The organism is Eubacterium sp. ER2 (assembly GCF_000765215.1).
In the GTDB taxonomy this organism is placed as follows: domain Bacteria; phylum Bacillota; class Clostridia; order Lachnospirales; family Lachnospiraceae; genus Claveliimonas; species Claveliimonas intestinigallinarum.
In genome coordinates, this window is the sequence record NZ_JPJE01000039.1 from 1 (window position 1) to 18,120 (window position 18,120).

The following is an 18,120-nucleotide window of genomic DNA, read 5'->3' on the forward strand; positions in this document are numbered from 1 at the left end:
GGTGGTCTTGTTGTGATACTCTTTTTTCAACCTGTATAAAATTTTCAAAGTTCATTAATTTCTGCTTGACTTTTTATTTGCAGACTTTTTATTTTAGATATCCAGCGCTGCGTGATATCCCCAGTACACCGCGTTTGTAATGGTGGACACTCTGGACGCGTCGCCGGTCCTGTGCCGCTCTGCCCTCTACAGCTGTTTGGACTTCTCCGTGGCCACGTTGATGCACTCTATGACCGTACCTCTCATGCCGCCCTTTTCCAGCGCCTCGCAGCCCTCGATGGTGGTGCCTCCCGGGGAGGTGACCATATCCTTGAGCTGGCCCGGATGGATGTCCATGTCCAGAATCATCTTTGCCGTTCCAAGGCAGGTCTGGGCCGCCAGCCGGTAGGCTGTGGCGCGGGGCAGTCCCTGCTTCACGCCGCCGTCCGCCATGGCCTCGATGAACATGGCCACATAGGCCGGGCCGCCGCCGCTCAGGCCGCAGACCGCGTCGATGAGAGTTTCCGGCACCTTCTCCACCACGCCGATGGACCGGAAGAGCTCCTCCGCCGCAGCCATCTCTTCGCTGGCAAGGTCATTGTCCGCGCAGAGGGCAAAGGCCCCCTCAAATACCATGGCCGGCGTGTTTGGCATGACGCGCAGGATCCGGGCGTTTCCACTGATCATTCCCCGAAGCCTCTCCACTGTGACGCCTGCCACGATGGAGATAAGAGCTTTCCCGTCCAGGGCCTCCCCGCACTGAGCCAGCGCCTCCTTCGCCTGCTGAGGCTTCACGGCCAGCAGCACAATGTCGCATTTTCCGCACACATCCGCATCGCTCTCTCCAAGAGCCGCTCCCCAGCCCTTCGCCTTATCCATCATCTCCTCTTTGATGTCGTAGACAATGGCATCGTCCTTTGAGATAACGCCGCTCTCCAGCGCTCCGTGGAGGATGGCTCCTCCCATATTACCGCATCCGATCCAGCCAATCTTCTTTGTGATCATTTTTCTTCCTCCTTTTTCCCTTGTTTCTCAATCTGCTTTTTTGTCAATCCCTTTGTCCGCCGGGTCAGGTCTGTGGCGCTCCATCCACAGCTTCGTCCCCTCCGCCATGCAGCGGGCCGCGTACAGCATGCCCTTCTGGCCAATGCTCATGCCCGCCTGTCGGGCCGCCGCCCAGTGATGGAGGGGCGTCCCCCTGCACATGGTGGCCGCGCTGAGGGTAATGAGGGGCACCGTGTGGCTCACCTCCGCCGCGTCCGTCCCGATGGAGATGGGCACCGGCTCATCCTCCAGAGGCTCCAGTCCCCGGAAATACTCGCCCCCATTGTCCAGACCCGCCTCCTCTGTGATCCTGGCGGCAAAGTCCAGCTCCTCCTCCGTATACTGCGGGGTGGGGATCTTTGTCATGGCCTCGTAGTAGAGCTCTGTCAGCTCACGGTCGATCTTCATCTCCCGGCAGCTTGCCACCAGCTCGATCTCCACCGTGGTGCCCGTCATGAGGGCTGCTCCCCTGGCGCAGTCGTCCACTCTCCTGGAAGCGTCCTCCGTTCTCGCCCGCAGGCTGGAGCGGATAAAATAGTTGGTCTTCGCCAGATCCGGCACCACGTTGGCGGGCTGTCCGTTGTCTTTGTAGGCGTAATGCATGCGCACGTCCGTGGGCACATGCTCCCGCAGATAGTTGACGCCCACATTCATAAGCTCCGCCGCGTCCAGGGCGCTCCGCCCCTCCTCCGGGGAACGGGAGGCGTGGGCGCTGACTCCGTGGAAGGTATAATTTTTTATATCCTGCGCCTGCCATATGTCGTTGCTGACCCGGTTTCTGTCAAAGGGATGCCAGGTCACCGCAATGTCCAGGTCATCAAAGACTCCCGCCTTATTCATGACGATCTTTCCGGACATGATCTCCTCCGCGGGACAGCCGTAGACCCGCAAGATCCCGGCCACCCCCACCTTCTCCATGTACGCCTTCAGGGCGCAGGCCGCTGCCGCCGCTCCTGTACCCAGCAGATTGTGGCCGCAGGCGTGCCCCAGCTCCGGCAGTGCGTCGTACTCGGCCAGAAAGCCGATGACAGGCCGCCCCTCTCCCCACACGGCGGTAAATGCCGTGTCGATCCCGGCAGTCTTCTTCTCCACCCGGAAGCCATTTTCCTCCAGAAAGGAAGCCAGATATGCGCTGGAGAGCTCCTCTTTGTAAGCTGTCTCCGGATGCCGGAAAATGTAGTCCGCTGTCCGGACTACCTCCTCCTTGTGTTCCTCCAGCCAGTCTGCGATCAGATTTTCCTTCTCCCTGCCGCTCATACAAATGCCTCCTTCGGGTAAATCTCCTCCTCGGGAACTGTGTCCAGCACATCCAGACACTCCTGCCCGAACAGCTCCGCAAATTCCGCCAGCGCCCTGTCCACAGCTCTCTGCCCGTCATCTCCCAGATCCTCGATGAGGATTCGGCTGATGGTGGCTCTGAGATGAGCCGTGTGGAAGGTAAAATCCTTCATACAGGAGGCTCCCAGCTCCTTTTTCTTCGCAGCCAGGGCCTCGTTCTCCTCAGGCGTCAGAGGGCATCCCCAGTCGAACTCACAGCGCGGGCCGCCCCAGCTCATGGGCTCCGTCACCTGGGTACAGACATATTTGTCCTGATAGCCCTGGTACACCGCGTTGTCCACATTGACACAGTAGAGCCTTCCGTACTCAGTGAGGCCGTGCTTTTCCCAGGCATCACACCAGGCGCATTTTGCAATATAGGTCTGCAGGGTGGGCTGGGTGTGGATCTGCCCGAACTCCATCTGCCCGTCAAAGTCCGGCTTCCACTCGCCGTAGGCCTGATTGGTCATCGTGTTGATCTCATCCCCTCTTTTGCGGGCATTGCAGGCCATCCGCCGGCCCCTCTCCTTTCCGTACACGGTCATGCCCCGCAGGATGGACTCCTTTCCCTTTTCCCCGCACAGCTCCACCGCCTGTCTTGCCAGAAGCGCAAACAGCACCGCGTGGTGCTCGATCCGTAAGCATACTGTTTCCTTTGTCATCACTCTGTCTCCTTTCTGCTCATCCATGTCAGTCGATCTGCTAAAAATTTGCGGTCCCCAGCTGAAGGATATAGAAAGACACCATGATCCTCACCCGGTTCTCATTACTCAGTATATCATATCCAAGCACATCTTTGATCTTATTCAGCTTGTAGGTCAGCGTATTTTTGTGGCAGTACAGTGCCTCTGCCGCGCGCACTGTGCTGCAGTCATTTTCAAAATAGGCCTTCAGGATCCTCATATACTCCGTCCCGTGCGCCCTGTCATACTCCATCAGCCTTCCCAGCACCTCCCGGACAAAGTCCGGGTAAATGGCCGTCTCCTTCACGTCGGTGAGGATCTTGTAGATCCCCAGCTCGTCGTAGGCCAGAAAATTTTTCGGGATGGTAGTCTTCGTCAGCTGGTAGGCCGTGTAGGCATTTTCATAGGACCGGTGAATATCCTGTATCCGTTCTACCGTGGTGCCCGCTCCGATATAGAGGTTTGGATCCTCCCCGGACAGCCTGCGGAACTGATCCCGCAACCAGTCTCCCCGGTAGCCTGCTGCCAGTATGATCAGACGCCCCTCCTCCTCGTAAAAGATGGTCTTCTCCATGGAAAAGTGGAGCTTTCTCTGGATATCCTCCAGAAGCCGGTTGCCCCTCTCTGTGTCGTAGGCGTGACAGCTCATAATGATGACCGTGTAGGAGAGGTCTCTTGGAAAGCCGTTTCTCTCCATATGGTTCATGTAGAGCTCCTCGTTGTCCGGATAGAAAATAGCATTTTTCATGGCCGTGACCAGGTTGGTCTCCCTCTGCTCATTCTTCAGCAGGATCTCCGAGAACTTCCGCATAATGTCAATGTAGGGCGTCTTCCAGGATGCGGAAAAGAGGGGAAGCCTTCTTTTATTGCACCAGTCGACAGCCTCCCGGGAAAACTGCTTTCCCTCCCCCAGCGCGATGATCACCCCGCCGGCCCCGGCCCGGTCCATGGCTGCCAGAAATTCCTTCAGCCATTCCTCTGACCTGTAATTCAGGCCGGAGTTGAAGACCAGCTCGTCCCCGTAAAGAAACTGGGCAAACTCGCTTCCCTCCACCATGTGGATCCAGCTGATCTTTCTGTCATAGCAGGAGTCTGTGTGGAGCTTCACTTCATATTCCGGCCGGATCTCCCTGTACAAATACTGTAATTCAACTGCCATAGAAAAAATCTCCTTTATACAGTAAAGAATACCATTTTTGTGCTCAGATCACAATTATTTTCCGAATATATGGTTTGAAAAAATATTTTCAAAGGGTTTTCCCTGTGATATATTGTATTCGAAATACAAAACATATTTAAAACCCCCGAATTTGTATTTCCATCACAATCTCTGGATTATAGAAAGAAGCAGCGTGCTGACCGCACGCTGCTTTTTCGTTCCATATAGACTTTATACCAGCAGTCCGGCAGCTATGACTGCTGCCGTCATGACAAGGATCACCAGGCAGGATCGGGATTTGTGTAAAGAAATTCTTAAGTTTTCGCACTTCGCTTGACCTGTGTTCCGCCCCATATTATGATGGTGAAAGTATCGGGACATCTTCTCCTTTATAGATGCCCTGATTATTCTACCGGGCAAAGAGCAAAGGATAAGCATTATGGAGTACACATTTACAGAAATCTTCTGGCTGTTCCTCATCTATTCCTTTATCGGATGGATTATAGAGACAGTCGTGGGAACAATCAAAAACAGGAAATTCATGAACCGGGGATTTTCGACAGGCCCCTTCTGTCTCGTATACGGGGCCGGCGCCGTCCTCATGTCCGTCACCCTGCCGGAGCTGATAGACAATCTTGTTCTGCTCTTCGTCGGCTGCGCCATACAGGCCACCGCTGTTGAGTGGATCACAGGCAAGACGCTGGAACGGCTGAACCGGCATAAATGGTGGGACTACTCGGATAAAAAATGGAATTTTGACGGCTATATCTGTTTCCAGTACACGGTTCTGTGGGGCGTGCTGGGCGTCATCTGTCTGAAATACGGCAATCCCCTCCTCTTCTCCCTGTACAGCCGGATACCGGGGCCCATCACCTCCATCATTGTGTGGGTCCTGATGGGATATGTACTTCTGGACACAGTGGTGTCCATGGCCGCGGCCCTGCGCCTGCGAACCTTTGAGGCCAGCCAGTCGCGTATTCCCCTCATGCGCTTTGTGGAGCGCCGGATGTCCAGGGCCTACCCGGTCATCCAGGAGAAGACGGAGGATATACTTCGGGAGGGAAAATTTGCCGAGGGCTGCGGATTTTACAAGCTGTTCTGGCTCTTTCTCATCGGCTCTCTTCTTGGAGACATCACGGAGACGCTCTACTGCCGCCTGGTAGGCGGAACATGGATATACCGCAGCAGCCTTGTGTGGGGTCCCTTCAGCGTGGTCTGGGGCTTTGCCATCGTGCTTGCCACTGCCCTTCTGTACAAGGACCGGGACAAGCCGGACCGCCATATTTTCCTCGTCGGCACCTTCCTGGGCGGAGCCTACGAGTACATATGCAGCGTCCTGTCAGAGCTGGTGTTCGGCCAGGTTTTCTGGGACTACAGCAATATCCCCTTCAACCTGGGAGGCCGCATCAATCTTCTGTACTGCTTCTTCTGGGGCATTGCTGCTGTTGTATGGATCAAGGGGCTGTACCCCCACTTTGCAGGGTGGATCGAGAAAATCCCGAAGGTAGCCGGCTACATCGCCACCTGGATCCTGGTGGTCTTTATGGCCGCCAACATCCTGGTCTCCGCCGCGGCGCTCATGCGCTACAGCGCCCGGGACGGCGGGCCTGCCGCCCCCTCCGGCTGGGAGCATATCATCGACACCCACTTTGACGACGCAACAATGAGACAGCTCTATCCCAACTCCGAGATGAGATAATGTGTCACACAGCATACACAATAGCGCACCAGTTAGTGTAAGTTCAGACGTAATACTTTTTAAAAGTGTTACGTCTCCTGTTAATTTTTTCACAGCTCAGTGAACATTTCCTGGAACGCTGTATCCGCGTATTTCTTCACTCTCTCCTCCAGAGCCCGGTAGCGCCTCACCAGGGAAATGCTCTCCGGGGTGAGGGAGCAGCTGCCGCCGCTCCTGCCGCCGTGGTGCCGGAGGATGAGGGCGTACCCCAGCTCGTTCTCGGCCCGGTTCACGATCTTCCATCCCTTGCTGTAGGACATGCCCATCCGGCCGCAGGCCTCCTTCATGGATCCGGTCTCCCCGACAAGCTCCAAAAGCTCAGCCACTCCGGGGCCAAGAACCGGCTCGTCTGTGCCAATCTGGAGCTTTACCCGCAGGCGGAATTCCTTCCAGTCTTTCTGTTCTTTTCTGTCTCCATCGGAATGGGTATATCCTGTCTGTTCTGCCTCTTTTCTGTTCAAATGAATTCCCCCCTGTCAGCACATTTTCTACTTTTTCACCATTCCACTATTCTTCCAGAAGCAGGATCTTCGATGGGTCTACGGTCACCTCATCGGGAATCTGATGCTGGCTCCGGTCGCTCTTCATCCAGATGCCCGCCCCGGGGTGATCCCGGTTCTGAAAGATGAGCGTCCACTCAAAAGGCGAGGACACCTTCTCTGCCGAGAGCACCCGGATTCGGTTGGGGACGTCCTCTCCCCTAGCCGCAGGCAGGATGTCGTGGGCCCGGATCCCCACATGGGTAACTGTGTCGGACACCTTTGTCCCGGTGCGCAGCATGACATTCCAGTCATCGGCGTAGACCTGAAAATCCCCAGCCTTCTGTACGCGGGAAATATTCTTGCACCCGGTCAGCCTGGCCGCGGCCAGCTTCCGAGGCTGGTCAAAAAGCACCTGCGTCTGATCGCAGATCACATCTCTCCCCTTTTCCATGATCATGGTCCGGCCGCACAGGCGGTAAATCTCATCCCGGTCGTGGCTCACAAGAACCATGCAGCCTTCAAACTCCCGAATCATCCGGGCAAGCTCCATCTGCATCTCCTCCCGTAGGTAGCTGTCCATGGCGGAAAACGGCTCATCCAGGAGAATGCATTTTGCGTCCGACGCGAAGATCCTGGCCAGGGCGGTCCGCTGCTGCTGCCCGCCCGAGATGTGCGCGGGATACTGATTTTCCAGCCCCTCCAGGCGGAACCTTCGGATCAGCTTCTCCACCCGCTCCCTGCGGGCGCTTCTGTCCTGCCGGCTCCTCAGCAGCCCGGCCTCAATATTCTGCGCCACCGTCATATTGGGAAACAGGGCATAATGTTGGAACAGGTACCCGACCTTTCTTTTCTGTGGCGGCAGGTCGATTCCTCTGCCGCTGTCAAAGAGGACTCTATCGTCCCTTCGGATCTGCCCCCGGTCCGGCCGCACAAGCCCGGCCACAGCCTTGAGGGTCATGCTCTTCCCGCAGCCGGAGGGCCCCAGTATGCCCAGGCATCCGCCCTCCGCCTCAAAGCGAAGATCCAGGTCAAAATTTTTCAGCTTTTTTGAAATATCAGTTCTCAGCATCTTCAACGGCTCTCCCTCCGGGTAAATCTCTGAAATACATACGTCGCATAGCCCATGCCGGTGACCACTATAAAGGAGATGAGCACCAGAATCAGCACATATCGGCCCGCTGACTCCATGTTTCCCGCCGCCACATCGGAGTAGACGGCCAGGGGAAGAGTTCTCGTCCGCCCCTCAATATTCCCGGCGATCATGGCCGTGGCGCCAAACTCTCCCAATCCCCTGGCAAACGCCAGAATCCCCCCGGACAGAAGCCCCTGGACAGCCCCTGGCATGAGGACTCTGTGGAAAATCTGCCACTCCGACATGCCAAGCGTCCTCCCCGCGTCCATGAGATTTCGGTCCACCTGCTCAAACGCGCCTCTGGCCGACCGGTACATGAGAGGGAAGGAAATGGCCACTGCCGCCAGCACCGTAGCCCCCCAGGAAAACGCGATCTTCACCCCGAAATATTCCAGGAAAAAGGCGCCCACCGGCCTCCTGACTCCGAAGATGTAGAGGAGGAAAAATCCCGCCACCGTGGGAGGCAGGACCAGGGGGAGGGTCAAAAGACCGTCCCACAGTATTTTCCATCGCTCATGGCGCATCCGATAGACAAAAAATGCCGCCCCTGTTCCAAGAAAAAATGTAAAGACAATAGAAACTGCCGCTGTCTTTGCCGATATCAGAATAGGCGAAAGATCCACCTTCTCCTCCTCCTTTCACTGCTACTGGCCGTCCTCATGGCTGGTAAATCCATACTCCGCAAACACAGCCATGGCCTCGTCGCTCTGCAGGAAATCAAGAAATGCCCGGGCCTCCTCCTGATGTGCGGATGACGCCACAAGTCCCGCCGGATAGATAGCCGGCTCCGCCAGACTTCCCGCAGGCGCCTGGGCGATCACCCTTACCTTGTCTGTGGTGGCCGCGTCCGTGGCATAGACGATGCCCGCCTGGGCGCTTCCCTCTGCCACCCAGTTCAGCACCTCTGTCACATTTGTCCCGAGGCTGGATTTTGCCAGCACCTCGTCCCAGATCCCCAGATTGGTGAGGGCCTCCCGGGCATACTGTCCTGCGGGAACGCTGGCCGGGTCGCCGATGGCGATGGTGTCCGCCTTTGTGATATCCGTAAATTCCGCCAGGCCCAGCTCATTGTCCGCAGATGTGATGAGCACAATCTGGTTCTCCAGAAGATCCTTCACGCTGTCCCCGTCAATGAAGCCTTCCTCTGTGAGGGCGTCCATCTGCTGGGTGGCCGCTGACATGAACACGTCCGCCTCCAGCCCCTCCTCGATCTGCGTCTGCAGCTTACCTGAGCTGTCATAGGTTCCCTTCACAGTCACACCCGGATTTTGCTCCTCAAACATGGGGATCAGCTCCTCCTCGCAGGCGTACTCCAGACTGGCTGCCGCCGCCACAAGGATTTCTGTCTCTTCCCCGCTCTCCTGTGACGCGCCGTCCTTTGCCGCGTTCTCCTGCTCTGTCCGGTCTGCGCTGTCTCCCCCGGAAGAAGAACATCCTGCCAATCCCGCTGCCAGCAGGCACACGCTCATGGATACTGCCAGCAGGCAGCTGATCTTGTCTCTTTTCATTTTCATATTCCTTCCTGTCTTTATGTTTCATCCTGTCACTTTCATTTTAAGCACTCCCAGTATACATCAAGTTATTTTTAAAAACAACTCGCTTTGACAAAAAAGCTGCCCGGAAAAAGAACTACTTCCCCGGGCAGCGCCTGGCATCTCCTCAGATCCCCCATCTTCTCTCCCACACTTCCTCCATGTCTTCCTTCCGGTCTATGTCCCGCAGCTCTGTCTCCCTGGACTCCACAATGTCGATCCTGTCCGGGTGCCGGGCCATCACGGCCCGGCCCCCCACGTCCCCCTCCAGGGCCATAAGCTCCGGGAAAAATGCTCTCGGCCACAGCACCGGATTGCCCGGCCTTCCCTCATGGCCGGCGCAGATGATCCTTCCTCTCCTGACGGCCGCCCGGTTCCAGATCTTCTGGATAGTGGCCGCCTGGAGGCCGGGCTGGTCGCAGACGCAGAACAGGACGCCCTCCACCCCTGGCCTTTTCTCCAGCATAGCCCGAAGCCCCAGCTTCAGGGACCAGGAAATCCCCTGCTCCGGCTCCCGGTTCTCCACCGGCGTCACCCCCATCTGCCGGGCCGCCTCCATAATCCTCTCATTTCCGGTGACAATCAGTTTCTCCACCCCGGAAAAGGCAGCCGCCTTGTCCAGCATGTACTGGTAGACCGGCTTGTCATGGACAAGGCAGGACAGCTTGTCCCCGCCAAAGCGAAGGCCCCGGCCTGCTGCCAGAATGACAAGGCCGTATTTTCCCTTCATCCTCCCGTACAGCTCCACTGCCTCCAGGGCGGCTCCCCCCACGGCCAGCGCCTTGTCGGAGATGGTGTAGCAGTGGGAGAGCTCACACCGGGCGTCAATGTCCCCGATCTTCATGCCCTTTTTCACCATAGCCCCCTCCTGGAGCATGCCCCGCACAATGCCGGACATGGCCGCATAGACCGGCACGCCCCCTGTGTAGGCGGTGATCTGCCCCTTCTCCACCCTGCTGCCGATGGACACTGTGGGCCGGATCCGCCCGTCCCCGGCGGCCCGCAGAAGCCGCTCTATGGTGTAGCCTCCCACGTTGCCGGGCACCCCTGTGTTGGGAATGGCTGTCCCCTCCCAGATAAGTCTGCCAAGAGTGTGGCCCCGCTTTGTCTCGATGACGCAGTGGCAGTCAACTCCCGCTGTAAATCCGGGGCCAGTGCCGATGACAAGAGGCGCGTCGGTGATTGCCGTGCCCAGATTCTTCTTGGCGATGATAGCGTCGATGAGTACATCCGGCCGGAAGGCCTCCCGTACGGCGGCCCTCGCATCCACCAGCACCGAGATATTTCCCTCGCTCAGTATCTGCCTGGCCTCTGCCATATTGCCCGCAAGAACCGCCTCTATGTCCTCCACCTGTGCCCGCCCCTCATAGACGGCTCTGGAAAAGGCCACTGTCCGCCTCACGGTCATCGGCTCTTCTGTCTCTGTCATAAGGATCTCATGTCCGCAGCGGTACAGCCTGGCGGCAATGCCGGTTGCCAGATCTCCCGCGCCCCTGATCAGTATCTTCATGCTCTCCTGTCTCCATTCTCCTTCATTTGTCCTAAAATCAGTACTTCCGTCTCTGTCATCCGGCTGATCCGCCGGGCCGCCTCCAGCCCGCCCGGCAGGTCCGCCTGGGTAAGCGCCACAGTAAAATGCCATGCCTCCCGGACGCCCTTTCTTCCCCCCAGGGGATGGCCGGCCAGGAGGGCGATGTCCTCCTCTCTCACCAAGCCCTCTACAGACCGTCCCAGGATGGCCGCCGCCCTCTCAGGGCGGAAGCAGACCTCCCCCAGGCTGCGCCCCAGGGCGCCCATGCCGTATACATACACCACATGGGTCGTCTCCTCCGGGAAGACAGGCTCCCTCTCCCCCGGCGCCTTCAAGGGCAGCCTCCGGGAGCCATCGGCCTCCACAAGAACCGGGAAGGGCAGAGCCAGGATGTCCTTCATCCACTCCTTCTCCGGGGCTTTCATCTTGCCGTCCCTGTCTTTTCTACCCAGAAAGACCACACCCTCCCGCTCCAGAATCTCCCCCATTTTCACCGGGGAGGGCTCCAGCAGGAACCGGGGCTCCTCCTCCGCGTACATGCGGGTGGTGGTAGTCACCGCCACCGGGATGCCCCGCTCTTTGTACTCCGCCGCAAGCCGCTTCAGCAGGGTGGTCTTCCCTCCGGCCCCCGCCGCGCAGAGCCGCACATCCCTTCGATCCTCCAGTCCCAGTGCTTCTATAATAGAGGGAAATGCTCTGTAAGAGCTCTCTTCTTTCTTTAAGATCAATCTCCTGTCACCTCCAGCATGACCTGGATACGGCCTCCGCAGACCATCCCCTCTTCCTCCGCCTCCTGAGCCGTCATGTCCACTCCGGTGACAAGGAACCGGGGGCTTTCCGGGAGCCTCAGCATCTGGAGGGCCTTCTGCATGACCCTGCTCTCCGCGCAGCCTCCGCCGATGGTGCCAAGGGCAGTCCCATCCTCCCGTATGAGCATCTTGGTTCCCACGCCGCGGGGCGCAGAGCCCTGCCTGGATATGATGGTGGCAAGGACAGCCCTCCGTCCGCTCCCGTTCCTGTCGTGGCCGCTGTCGTAGCTCTCCTGGATAGCCTCCAGCAGTTCTTCGGGATACCCTTCTGTTTGCTCTTTTTCATTTTTTATCTGGATGATCTGGGCAAAAATGGAGACGGCAATCTCCTCCGGCGTCTCCGCCCCTATGGCAAGCCCGATGGGGGCGTGAAGGCGCCGGATCTCCTCCTCTGAAATCCCCAGCTCTCTCATCCGCTCCCGTACCATGGCGGTCCTCCGCCTGCTGCCCATCATCCCCACATAGGCGCAGGCCGTCCCCAGCTCCCGCTCCCGGGACAGGATGCCGTAAAGGCAGTCCTCATCGTACCGGTGTCCTCTCGTCACGATCACTGCATAGGTATCCGGCCCCAGCTCGGCCTGGGCAAGTCCCTGGGAGAAGGGCTCGCAGATCACCCGGTCCGCCCCTGCCCGCCTGGCCTGGTCCGCGAATTTGGGCCGATCCTCCAGCACGGTCACAGAAAAACGGAGCATTTTCCCGATTTTTATGATGGGCATGGATACATGGCCCGCGCCGAAGACGAAAAGCCCAGGGCTGCCCCCCAGCCGCTCCATGAACACGCCTGTCCCTGCGTAGCTCTCCCCGAACGCCCACGCTTCCTTTTCCCCCCTAAGGAGGAATTTTCCGCCGGCCCGGGGCCCGTCCAGGATGGTGGCTGCCGTCAGCTCAGGCGTCCCTGCTGCCCGCCTCTCTTTGATTGCCTGGTAAAACTCTCTTCCTTTCATTTCCTGTCCCATCCTGCGCTCCTTCCTTTTATTCTTTTTCATCTTAGTATGTCTCCCGCCTAAAATCAAGGCTTACCTCACAAAGCGCCCTCCCTGCATTCATGCTTCTCTCTTTGTGAATGAACAATATTCATTGACAAATCTGTTTCCCTGTGGTATGGTAATCCACAGATAAGGAAAGAAGGGATGACCATGACGCGGATCACGAAAGACCCCAAGGAGCGCAGGCAGGAGATCATCGACACTTCCATGAAGGTGTTCTATGAGAAGGGGTACGAAAAGACAACCATCGCGGACATCGCCCGGGAAATGCACGTGGCCCAGGGACTCTGCTACCGGTATTTCTCCTCCAAGGAGGAGCTCTTCGACACGGCCCTTGACCAGTACGCCCAGCGCCAGGTGGACCGGCTCCTGGCTGCCACCAACCTGAACCTGCCCCTTGCGCAGCTCATCGAGAGCATGCCCTCCTTCCCGGAGGTAGAGCTGGACGACAGCTACGCCCAGAAGCTCTGCCACCAGGAGGGCAATGCAAAATTTCACAACCAGCTCGCCCTGAAAATCTGCGCAAAGCTCCAGCCAGTGGTAGCCCGGCTCCTGGCCCGGGCCGGCGAGGGGGGAGAACTCCAGATAAAAGATCCTGACACCGCCGCCTCCTTCTGCGTGTACGGTCAGCTGGGAATCCTGCTGGACCAGAACATCCCCGCCAGTGAGCGGACGGAGCGGATCCACAGCTTCCTCTTGGAGCTGATCCGGCATTTTCAGGCTTAAACACAAAAAGAACTGCCTCAGGCAGTTTTTTTATAAAACACAAGTGAATGATATTCACTCATTAAGGAGGAATGAACAATGAACCTAAAACTTGACTTCATCAGCGGAGACACCAAAAAATGCCTGGCCGCCATGGCGCTGCCTCTCATGGCAGCCATGTTTCTCAATATGGCCTACAACCTTGTGGATAGCCTCTGGATCGGCAACCTGCTGGGAGAACGCGCCTACGCCGCCCTGACAAACGCGACCCCTGTCATCCTGATCCTCAGCTCCATCGCCATGGGCGCCTCAAACGGCGTATCCATCCTTCTGTCCCAGGCTGTGGGGGCAGGAAAAAAAGAGACGGCGGAAAAGATGATCACCACCTCTCTTCTCGCCGCCATCGTCTTCTCCCTGGGCCTCACCCTGCTGCTGGAGCTTCTCCTTCGTCCCATCCTGGGCCTTCTTGGCACACCGGATGAGCTCATGCCCATGGCCTGGCAGTATCTGGCCATCTACCTGTCCGGCTATCTGGCCGTCTTCCTGTACTGCTACTTCACCGCCGTGCTCCGCAGCTTTGGCAACAGTGTCTTCCAGGTCGTTGCCATCCTGATCTGCACAGTCCTCAACGCGGTCCTGGACCCTGTCTTCATCCATCTGATGGGCTTCCGGGGAGCGGCCGTGGCCACGGTCCTGTCCCAGGCGCTCTGCCTTGTCTTCATGCTTGCCTATCTTGCGAGGAAGAAATTCTTCCATCTCCGGCTGCGGCAGTTTGACAAAAGCCTGCTTTTGCCCTTTATCGCAAAGGGCGTTCCCTCTGCCTTCCAGCAGAGCATTCCGGCCATCAGCACCAGCTTTCTCACTTCCCTTGTCACCGGCTACGGCATTTCCGCCCTGGCCGCCTACGGGATCACAGGGAAGCTGGAGACCATCCTGTTCTACCCGGCCATGGCCTTCAACATGGCACTCACAAGCATCGTCGGCCAATGCACCGGGGCAAAAAGATACGACCGGGCACGGGACTACATGAAGACATCCCTTCTCTCCGGCACAGCCCTCCTTCTGGTGCTGTCCGCCCTGGTGACTGTATTTGCAAGGCCTCTTGCCCTGCTCTTTGTGGACAGCCTGCAGGCTGCAGAAATCGTGGCCGTGTATTTCAGGATCGTGGGGGCCGGCTACCTCTTAAACACCCTCACCAACTGCTTCCTCGGAAGCCTGAACGGCATGGGCAGGCCCTCCCAGAGTCTGCTGTGTATGGTCCTCTACTATCTGGTCGTGCGTATGCCGCTGGCCTGGCTCCTCTCACACCTGGGCTTTGGGCTTGAGGGCATCTGGACCGCAGTCCTTATGAGCCACGTGATTGCGGCAGCCGCCTCCGCCTTTGCAGCCCTGCGATAGCTTCACGCCCAGAAAACTGTACACATGGAGGTGGAGAAAAGGCACTGGTAGCCCCCCTGCTAAAAACGGTTGAAATCTTCTTGCGTCATTGCAGATTTTTATCAGATATGTTATAGTAAACATGTAAAAAGGAACAACCGCCAAAGTGGTTGACCTTATAACAGAGCTTTAGATTACCACCCTGCAACCGGTCAAAGTTTTAAGGGTGGTTTTCTACTGGCTAAAACACTACTTGACAAACATAAATACGAATGTCAGCAATGCCAGAATGAACATTCCAAAAGCCATCAGATCTTTAAAGTCAAACGGTTTTTTGTCCATCAGCATCACCCCCATTCTATGTAGAATAGAGGTCAGCCACCCTGTAACACAGTTGTTCCTTCTATAAGATAACATAATTCTATCTTCTTATCAATATACTTTCCAAAATTATGTTTGTGGAACTACTACTTATTTTTCTTGAATATTCGGTACGGATATGCTATATTGTAAACATAAAAAAGAAATTGAAAGCGGCTTCCCCTCAACAATGAAGCTATACCGCTAAAAGCGGCAAGCCGTCACTATTGCAGTAGTGGCGGCTATTTCTTTCCCCTGAAAATCTCATAACAGAGACCAACAAGAGCAACAATGAAAATCAACAACTGGATCAGAGGGTAAGCCAGGCAACCGTTTCTTTTCCATTTCTATTTCCCAAACCCACAGTTCGGAAATGTGCACACCGGGCAGGACAGGCACAGTCCGCCCTCTCCCATCCCTGTGAAATCCTCCAGGCTCAGCCGCTCTCCGGCCGCGATCCTTGGAAGCACCAGGTCAAAGATGGTCCGCTTCGCGTACATGACACAGCCGGGCAGTCCCAGCACCGGAATGTCCGGAATATCCTTGCCTTCCGCCCGCTTTTTATATCCAAGCATGAACATGGCGCCGGGCAGGACAGGCGCACCGTAGGTGATGACTTCATCTGAGGCATTTCGTATGGCAAGGGGTGTCCTGTCGTCCGGGTCCACGCTCATGCCTCCTGTGCACACCACCAGGTCCATGCCTTTTCCGATCCACTCCCTGATGGCATCCTCCACCATGGAGGCGTCGTCGCTGCAGAGGATATTTCCCGGCACCTCCATGCCGTACTCCAGAAGCTTCTCCTTCACCACAGGAGTGAACTGGTCCTTGATCCGGCCGTGATAGACCTCGCTTCCCGTGGTCACAATGCCAGCCTTCATCTTTCGGAAGGGAAGGAGGGAAAAAATGCTCTCCTGGCCGCAGATTTCCTTTACCCTCTCCATCTTCTCCTCCTCAATGACAAGGGGCACCACCCGCATGCCGGCAATCTTGTCCCCCTTTTTCACCGGAAAATTTCCGTGGCGGGAGGCGATGACGAACTGGCCCAGGCCGTTGACCTGGTCAAGCTTTTCCCTGTCTACCTTCAAAAGCCCGTCCGTGTCCGCTGTCAGCTCAATCTTTCCCTCCTTCACGTCTGAGGGGCTCATATGCTCTCCCTGACAGACCTGGCGCAGGATTTCAGCCCCCTCATTTTCGTGGAGCATCCCCTCCTGCTTCTCCCACACATAGAGGTTCTCCTTGCCCACAGAGAGAAGGACCGGAATATCCTCCTCCCGGACAACATGTCCTTTCCGGAACACCGGGCCTTTCACCTGCCCCGGTATGATCTGTGTGATATCGTGGCAGAGCACGGTTCCCACTGCGTCCTCTGTCCGTATCAGCTTCATTCCCTTTTCTAATCCCATGTCTTCAGTCCCTTTCCTGTCTGCTCTCTGTATTCTGTCTGCCCTGCACGCTGCGGGGCTTTGGCCTTTTCGTTGCGTATCTCTCCGCTCTTGCCCCCTGTCTTGTGAACCAGGTAAACCTCCGTGATCTCCATACTCTTATCCAGAGCCTTGCACATGTCATAGATGGTGAGAAGGGCTGTGGTCACGCCGGTAAGGGCCTCCATCTCCACCCCCGTCTTCCCGGTCACCTTCACCGTGCAGGTGCAGTGGACCGCACAGGCCTCCTCGTCCATGTCAAACCGAATGCGGCACCCGGTAATGGGAAGGATGTGGCACATGGGAATCAGCTCAAAGGTCCGCTTGACCCCCATGATCCCGGCTGTCTGGGCCACTGCCAGCACGTCCCCCTTGCCGACCGTGCCCGCCTTTATGGCGTCAAACACCTGCCGGTTCACCAGGATCGTCCCCGTGGCCTCGGCCTCCCTTTCCGTATCCTTCTTCTCTGTCACATCCACCATGACAGCCCGTCCGCTCTCCTCGAAATGACTTAGCTCCATCCCATGTCCTCCTTCCTGGTCACAGGCCCCTCAAACCGCCCGCATACTGCAGGCTTTGGAAACCTTGATATCCCCATTATATAGGCAGAGGAGAAAAATAACAAGTTTCCATGTATGTGCCTACCTCTTTGTGCTATACTGAATACAGAAATACAGCCCGTCCTGCGCCGCAGGACTCTCAAAAAGAGGAGGAATAAAACCATGCTTGAGACACTTCTTACCCTGCCCGGATTTATCTACCAGGCAGACGGAAAATACTATTTCCTTGGAAAATGGATCTGCAGCGAGTGCACCGATGTGGACGCCACTGACTGCGTGACCATGTACCAGATGTCCCGGGACGCAAAGGAGGAAAAGGAGACATCCTTCTACTTCCAGAAAATCCGCGCCTACAGTGATTTTGCCCTGGAGGTCCCCTATGACCCGGAGAAGATCCGCGCCAATATGCAGACTCTTCTCGCCGGCCTCTCCGACCAGGCCGCGGCGGGGCTTAAGAAGCAGATCTGCCAGGTGCAGGAGGACATGCAGTAGACGTTCTGTATACAGCAGGCAGATTTTTTTTACTTGACATTTCTTTGGGAAATGCTATATTAGAAAGTACTTATACGACTGACGGAAGTGGAATGGACCACATGAAGTATAGGGAATGAAAAGAGCCGACCGTCTGGGCATAAAACATATGCCCGGAGGGTCGTTTTTTTGTGCGATACGCCGGAGGGGGCCCGCCGTGCCTGCACAAGCGGGCATCCGGCAACGCAGCGGATTTCGGGCAGCGTATGAAGGAGGAAAATCATATGATGCAGCAAACACAATGGAATGGCTTTGAGGGAAGGCTCTGGAGAGAAGAAATCAATGTGCGTGATTTCATCCAGCACAACTATACGCCCTACGAGGGGGACGCCTCTTTCCTGGAGGGGCCGGCAGACTCCACCCGGCTTCTCTGGGATGAGCTGCAAAGGCTCCAGAAGGAGGAGCGGGCAAAGGGTGGCGTCCTGGACATGGACACAGATATCGTCTCCACCATCACCTCCCACGGGCCGGGCTATATAAGCCAGACCTTGAAGGACCAGGAAAAGGTAGTGGGTCTGCAGACGGACAAGCCCCTGAAGCGGGCTTTCATGCCCTTTGGCGGCATCCGCATGGCAGAGGAGGCCTGTACTACCTACGGCTATACCCCGGACCCTGTGCTCCACAAATTTTTCAGCGAGTACCACACCACCCACAACCAAGGCGTGTTTGACACCTACACACCGGAGATCAAGAAGGCCCGCCACAGCAAGATCATCACCGGCCTGCCGGACACCTACGGCAGAGGCCGCATTGTGGGAGACTACCGGCGGG

General features: G+C 56.9%; 18 protein-coding genes and 1 riboswitch. Of the genes, 5 read left to right on the forward strand and 13 right to left on the reverse strand.

What is annotated here, in order from left to right:
- Positions 1-186: 186 nt before the first annotated feature.
- From proC to NI21_RS0113335, 4 genes are read right to left on the reverse strand one after another with little or no spacing between them, the layout of a single operon-like run.
- A complete protein-coding gene (gene proC / locus NI21_RS0113320; protein ID WP_033126700.1) occupies positions 187-984 on the reverse strand; it encodes a pyrroline-5-carboxylate reductase in 798 nt (265 codons plus the stop codon).
- 27 nt (positions 985-1,011) lie between these two features.
- Positions 1,012-2,280, reverse strand: a complete 1,269-nt coding sequence (locus NI21_RS0113325; protein WP_052084113.1) for an amidohydrolase — start codon at positions 2,278-2,280, stop codon at positions 1,012-1,014.
- Positions 2,277-3,002, reverse strand: coding sequence for an L-2-amino-thiazoline-4-carboxylic acid hydrolase (locus tag NI21_RS0113330; RefSeq protein ID WP_033126711.1), 726 nt, complete (start codon positions 3,000-3,002; stop codon positions 2,277-2,279). The genes NI21_RS0113325 and NI21_RS0113330 overlap by 4 nt, the downstream gene beginning before the upstream one ends.
- A 40-nt stretch (positions 3,003-3,042) precedes the next feature.
- Complete coding sequence (locus NI21_RS0113335; protein WP_033126701.1) at positions 3,043-4,182, reverse strand: PucR family transcriptional regulator ligand-binding domain-containing protein; 1,140 nt, start codon at positions 4,180-4,182, stop codon at positions 3,043-3,045.
- A 439-nt stretch (positions 4,183-4,621) separates the two neighbouring features.
- Here NI21_RS0113335 and NI21_RS0113340 point away from each other — a divergent pair, with 439 nt between their 5' ends.
- Positions 4,622-5,881 (forward strand): putative ABC transporter permease, encoded by a 1,260-nt coding sequence (locus tag NI21_RS0113340; RefSeq protein WP_033126702.1) that lies wholly within the window; start codon positions 4,622-4,624, stop codon positions 5,879-5,881.
- Between the two features lie 89 nt (positions 5,882-5,970).
- Here the strand turns inward: NI21_RS0113340 and NI21_RS17125 are convergent, their stop codons facing one another.
- From NI21_RS17125 to NI21_RS0113375, 7 genes are all read right to left on the reverse strand, one after another.
- Positions 5,971-6,381 (reverse strand): winged helix-turn-helix domain-containing protein, encoded by a 411-nt coding sequence (locus NI21_RS17125; RefSeq protein WP_242842869.1) that lies wholly within the window; start codon positions 6,379-6,381, stop codon positions 5,971-5,973.
- 46 nt (positions 6,382-6,427) lie between these two features.
- Positions 6,428-7,471, reverse strand: a complete 1,044-nt coding sequence (locus tag NI21_RS0113350) for a sulfate/molybdate ABC transporter ATP-binding protein (protein ID WP_138304221.1) — start codon at positions 7,469-7,471, stop codon at positions 6,428-6,430.
- Between the two features lie 2 nt (positions 7,472-7,473).
- Positions 7,474-8,157 (reverse strand): molybdate ABC transporter permease subunit, encoded by a 684-nt coding sequence (gene modB / locus NI21_RS0113355; RefSeq protein ID WP_033126704.1) that lies wholly within the window; start codon positions 8,155-8,157, stop codon positions 7,474-7,476.
- Positions 8,158-8,178: 21 nt separating this feature from the next.
- A complete protein-coding gene (gene modA / locus NI21_RS0113360) occupies positions 8,179-9,048 on the reverse strand; it encodes a molybdate ABC transporter substrate-binding protein (RefSeq protein WP_369792835.1) in 870 nt (289 codons plus the stop codon).
- Between the two features lie 145 nt (positions 9,049-9,193).
- Positions 9,194-10,576: a selenium-dependent molybdenum cofactor biosynthesis protein YqeB gene (yqeB, locus tag NI21_RS0113365; protein WP_033126706.1), complete on the reverse strand. Its 1,383-nt coding sequence runs from the start codon at positions 10,574-10,576 to the stop codon at positions 9,194-9,196.
- Positions 10,573-11,325, reverse strand: coding sequence for a selenium cofactor biosynthesis protein YqeC (gene yqeC / locus NI21_RS0113370; RefSeq protein WP_052084114.1), 753 nt, complete (start codon positions 11,323-11,325; stop codon positions 10,573-10,575). Before yqeC ends, yqeB begins: the two co-directional genes overlap by 4 nt.
- Positions 11,322-12,392, reverse strand: a complete 1,071-nt coding sequence (locus tag NI21_RS0113375; protein ID WP_242842870.1) for an XdhC/CoxI family protein — start codon at positions 12,390-12,392, stop codon at positions 11,322-11,324. Before NI21_RS0113375 ends, yqeC begins: the two co-directional genes overlap by 4 nt.
- 144 nt (positions 12,393-12,536) lie before the next feature.
- Here NI21_RS0113375 and NI21_RS0113380 point away from each other — a divergent pair, with 144 nt between their 5' ends.
- Entirely contained in the window at positions 12,537-13,118 is a 582-nt protein-coding gene (locus NI21_RS0113380; RefSeq protein ID WP_306465203.1) for a TetR/AcrR family transcriptional regulator, read from the forward strand.
- 78 nt (positions 13,119-13,196) lie between these two features.
- A complete protein-coding gene (locus NI21_RS0113385) occupies positions 13,197-14,495 on the forward strand; it encodes an MATE family efflux transporter (RefSeq protein WP_033126707.1) in 1,299 nt (432 codons plus the stop codon).
- 686 nt (positions 14,496-15,181) lie between these two features.
- Here NI21_RS0113385 and NI21_RS0113390 read toward each other — a convergent pair.
- Together NI21_RS0113390 and moaC are read right to left on the reverse strand one after the other, a co-directional pair.
- Positions 15,182-16,222, reverse strand: coding sequence for a molybdopterin-binding protein (locus NI21_RS0113390; RefSeq protein WP_033126716.1), 1,041 nt, complete (start codon positions 16,220-16,222; stop codon positions 15,182-15,184).
- 8 nt (positions 16,223-16,230) lie between these two features.
- On the reverse strand, positions 16,231-16,779 hold the full coding sequence (moaC, locus tag NI21_RS0113395) for a cyclic pyranopterin monophosphate synthase MoaC (RefSeq protein WP_081958094.1): 549 nt from the start codon (positions 16,777-16,779) through the stop codon (positions 16,231-16,233).
- A 201-nt stretch (positions 16,780-16,980) separates the two neighbouring features.
- Here moaC and NI21_RS0113400 point away from each other — a divergent pair, with 201 nt between their 5' ends.
- Positions 16,981-17,310 carry a hypothetical protein gene (locus NI21_RS0113400; protein WP_033126708.1) on the forward strand — a complete coding sequence of 110 codons (330 nt, stop codon included), beginning with the start codon at positions 16,981-16,983 and terminating at the stop codon, positions 17,308-17,310.
- A gap of 64 nt (positions 17,311-17,374) precedes the next feature.
- Positions 17,375-17,456: riboswitch (ZMP/ZTP riboswitch) on the forward strand.
- Between the two features lie 117 nt (positions 17,457-17,573).
- A partial coding sequence (locus NI21_RS0113405) for a pyruvate formate lyase family protein (protein ID WP_033126709.1) occupies positions 17,574-18,120 on the forward strand: 547 nt, incomplete at its 3' end.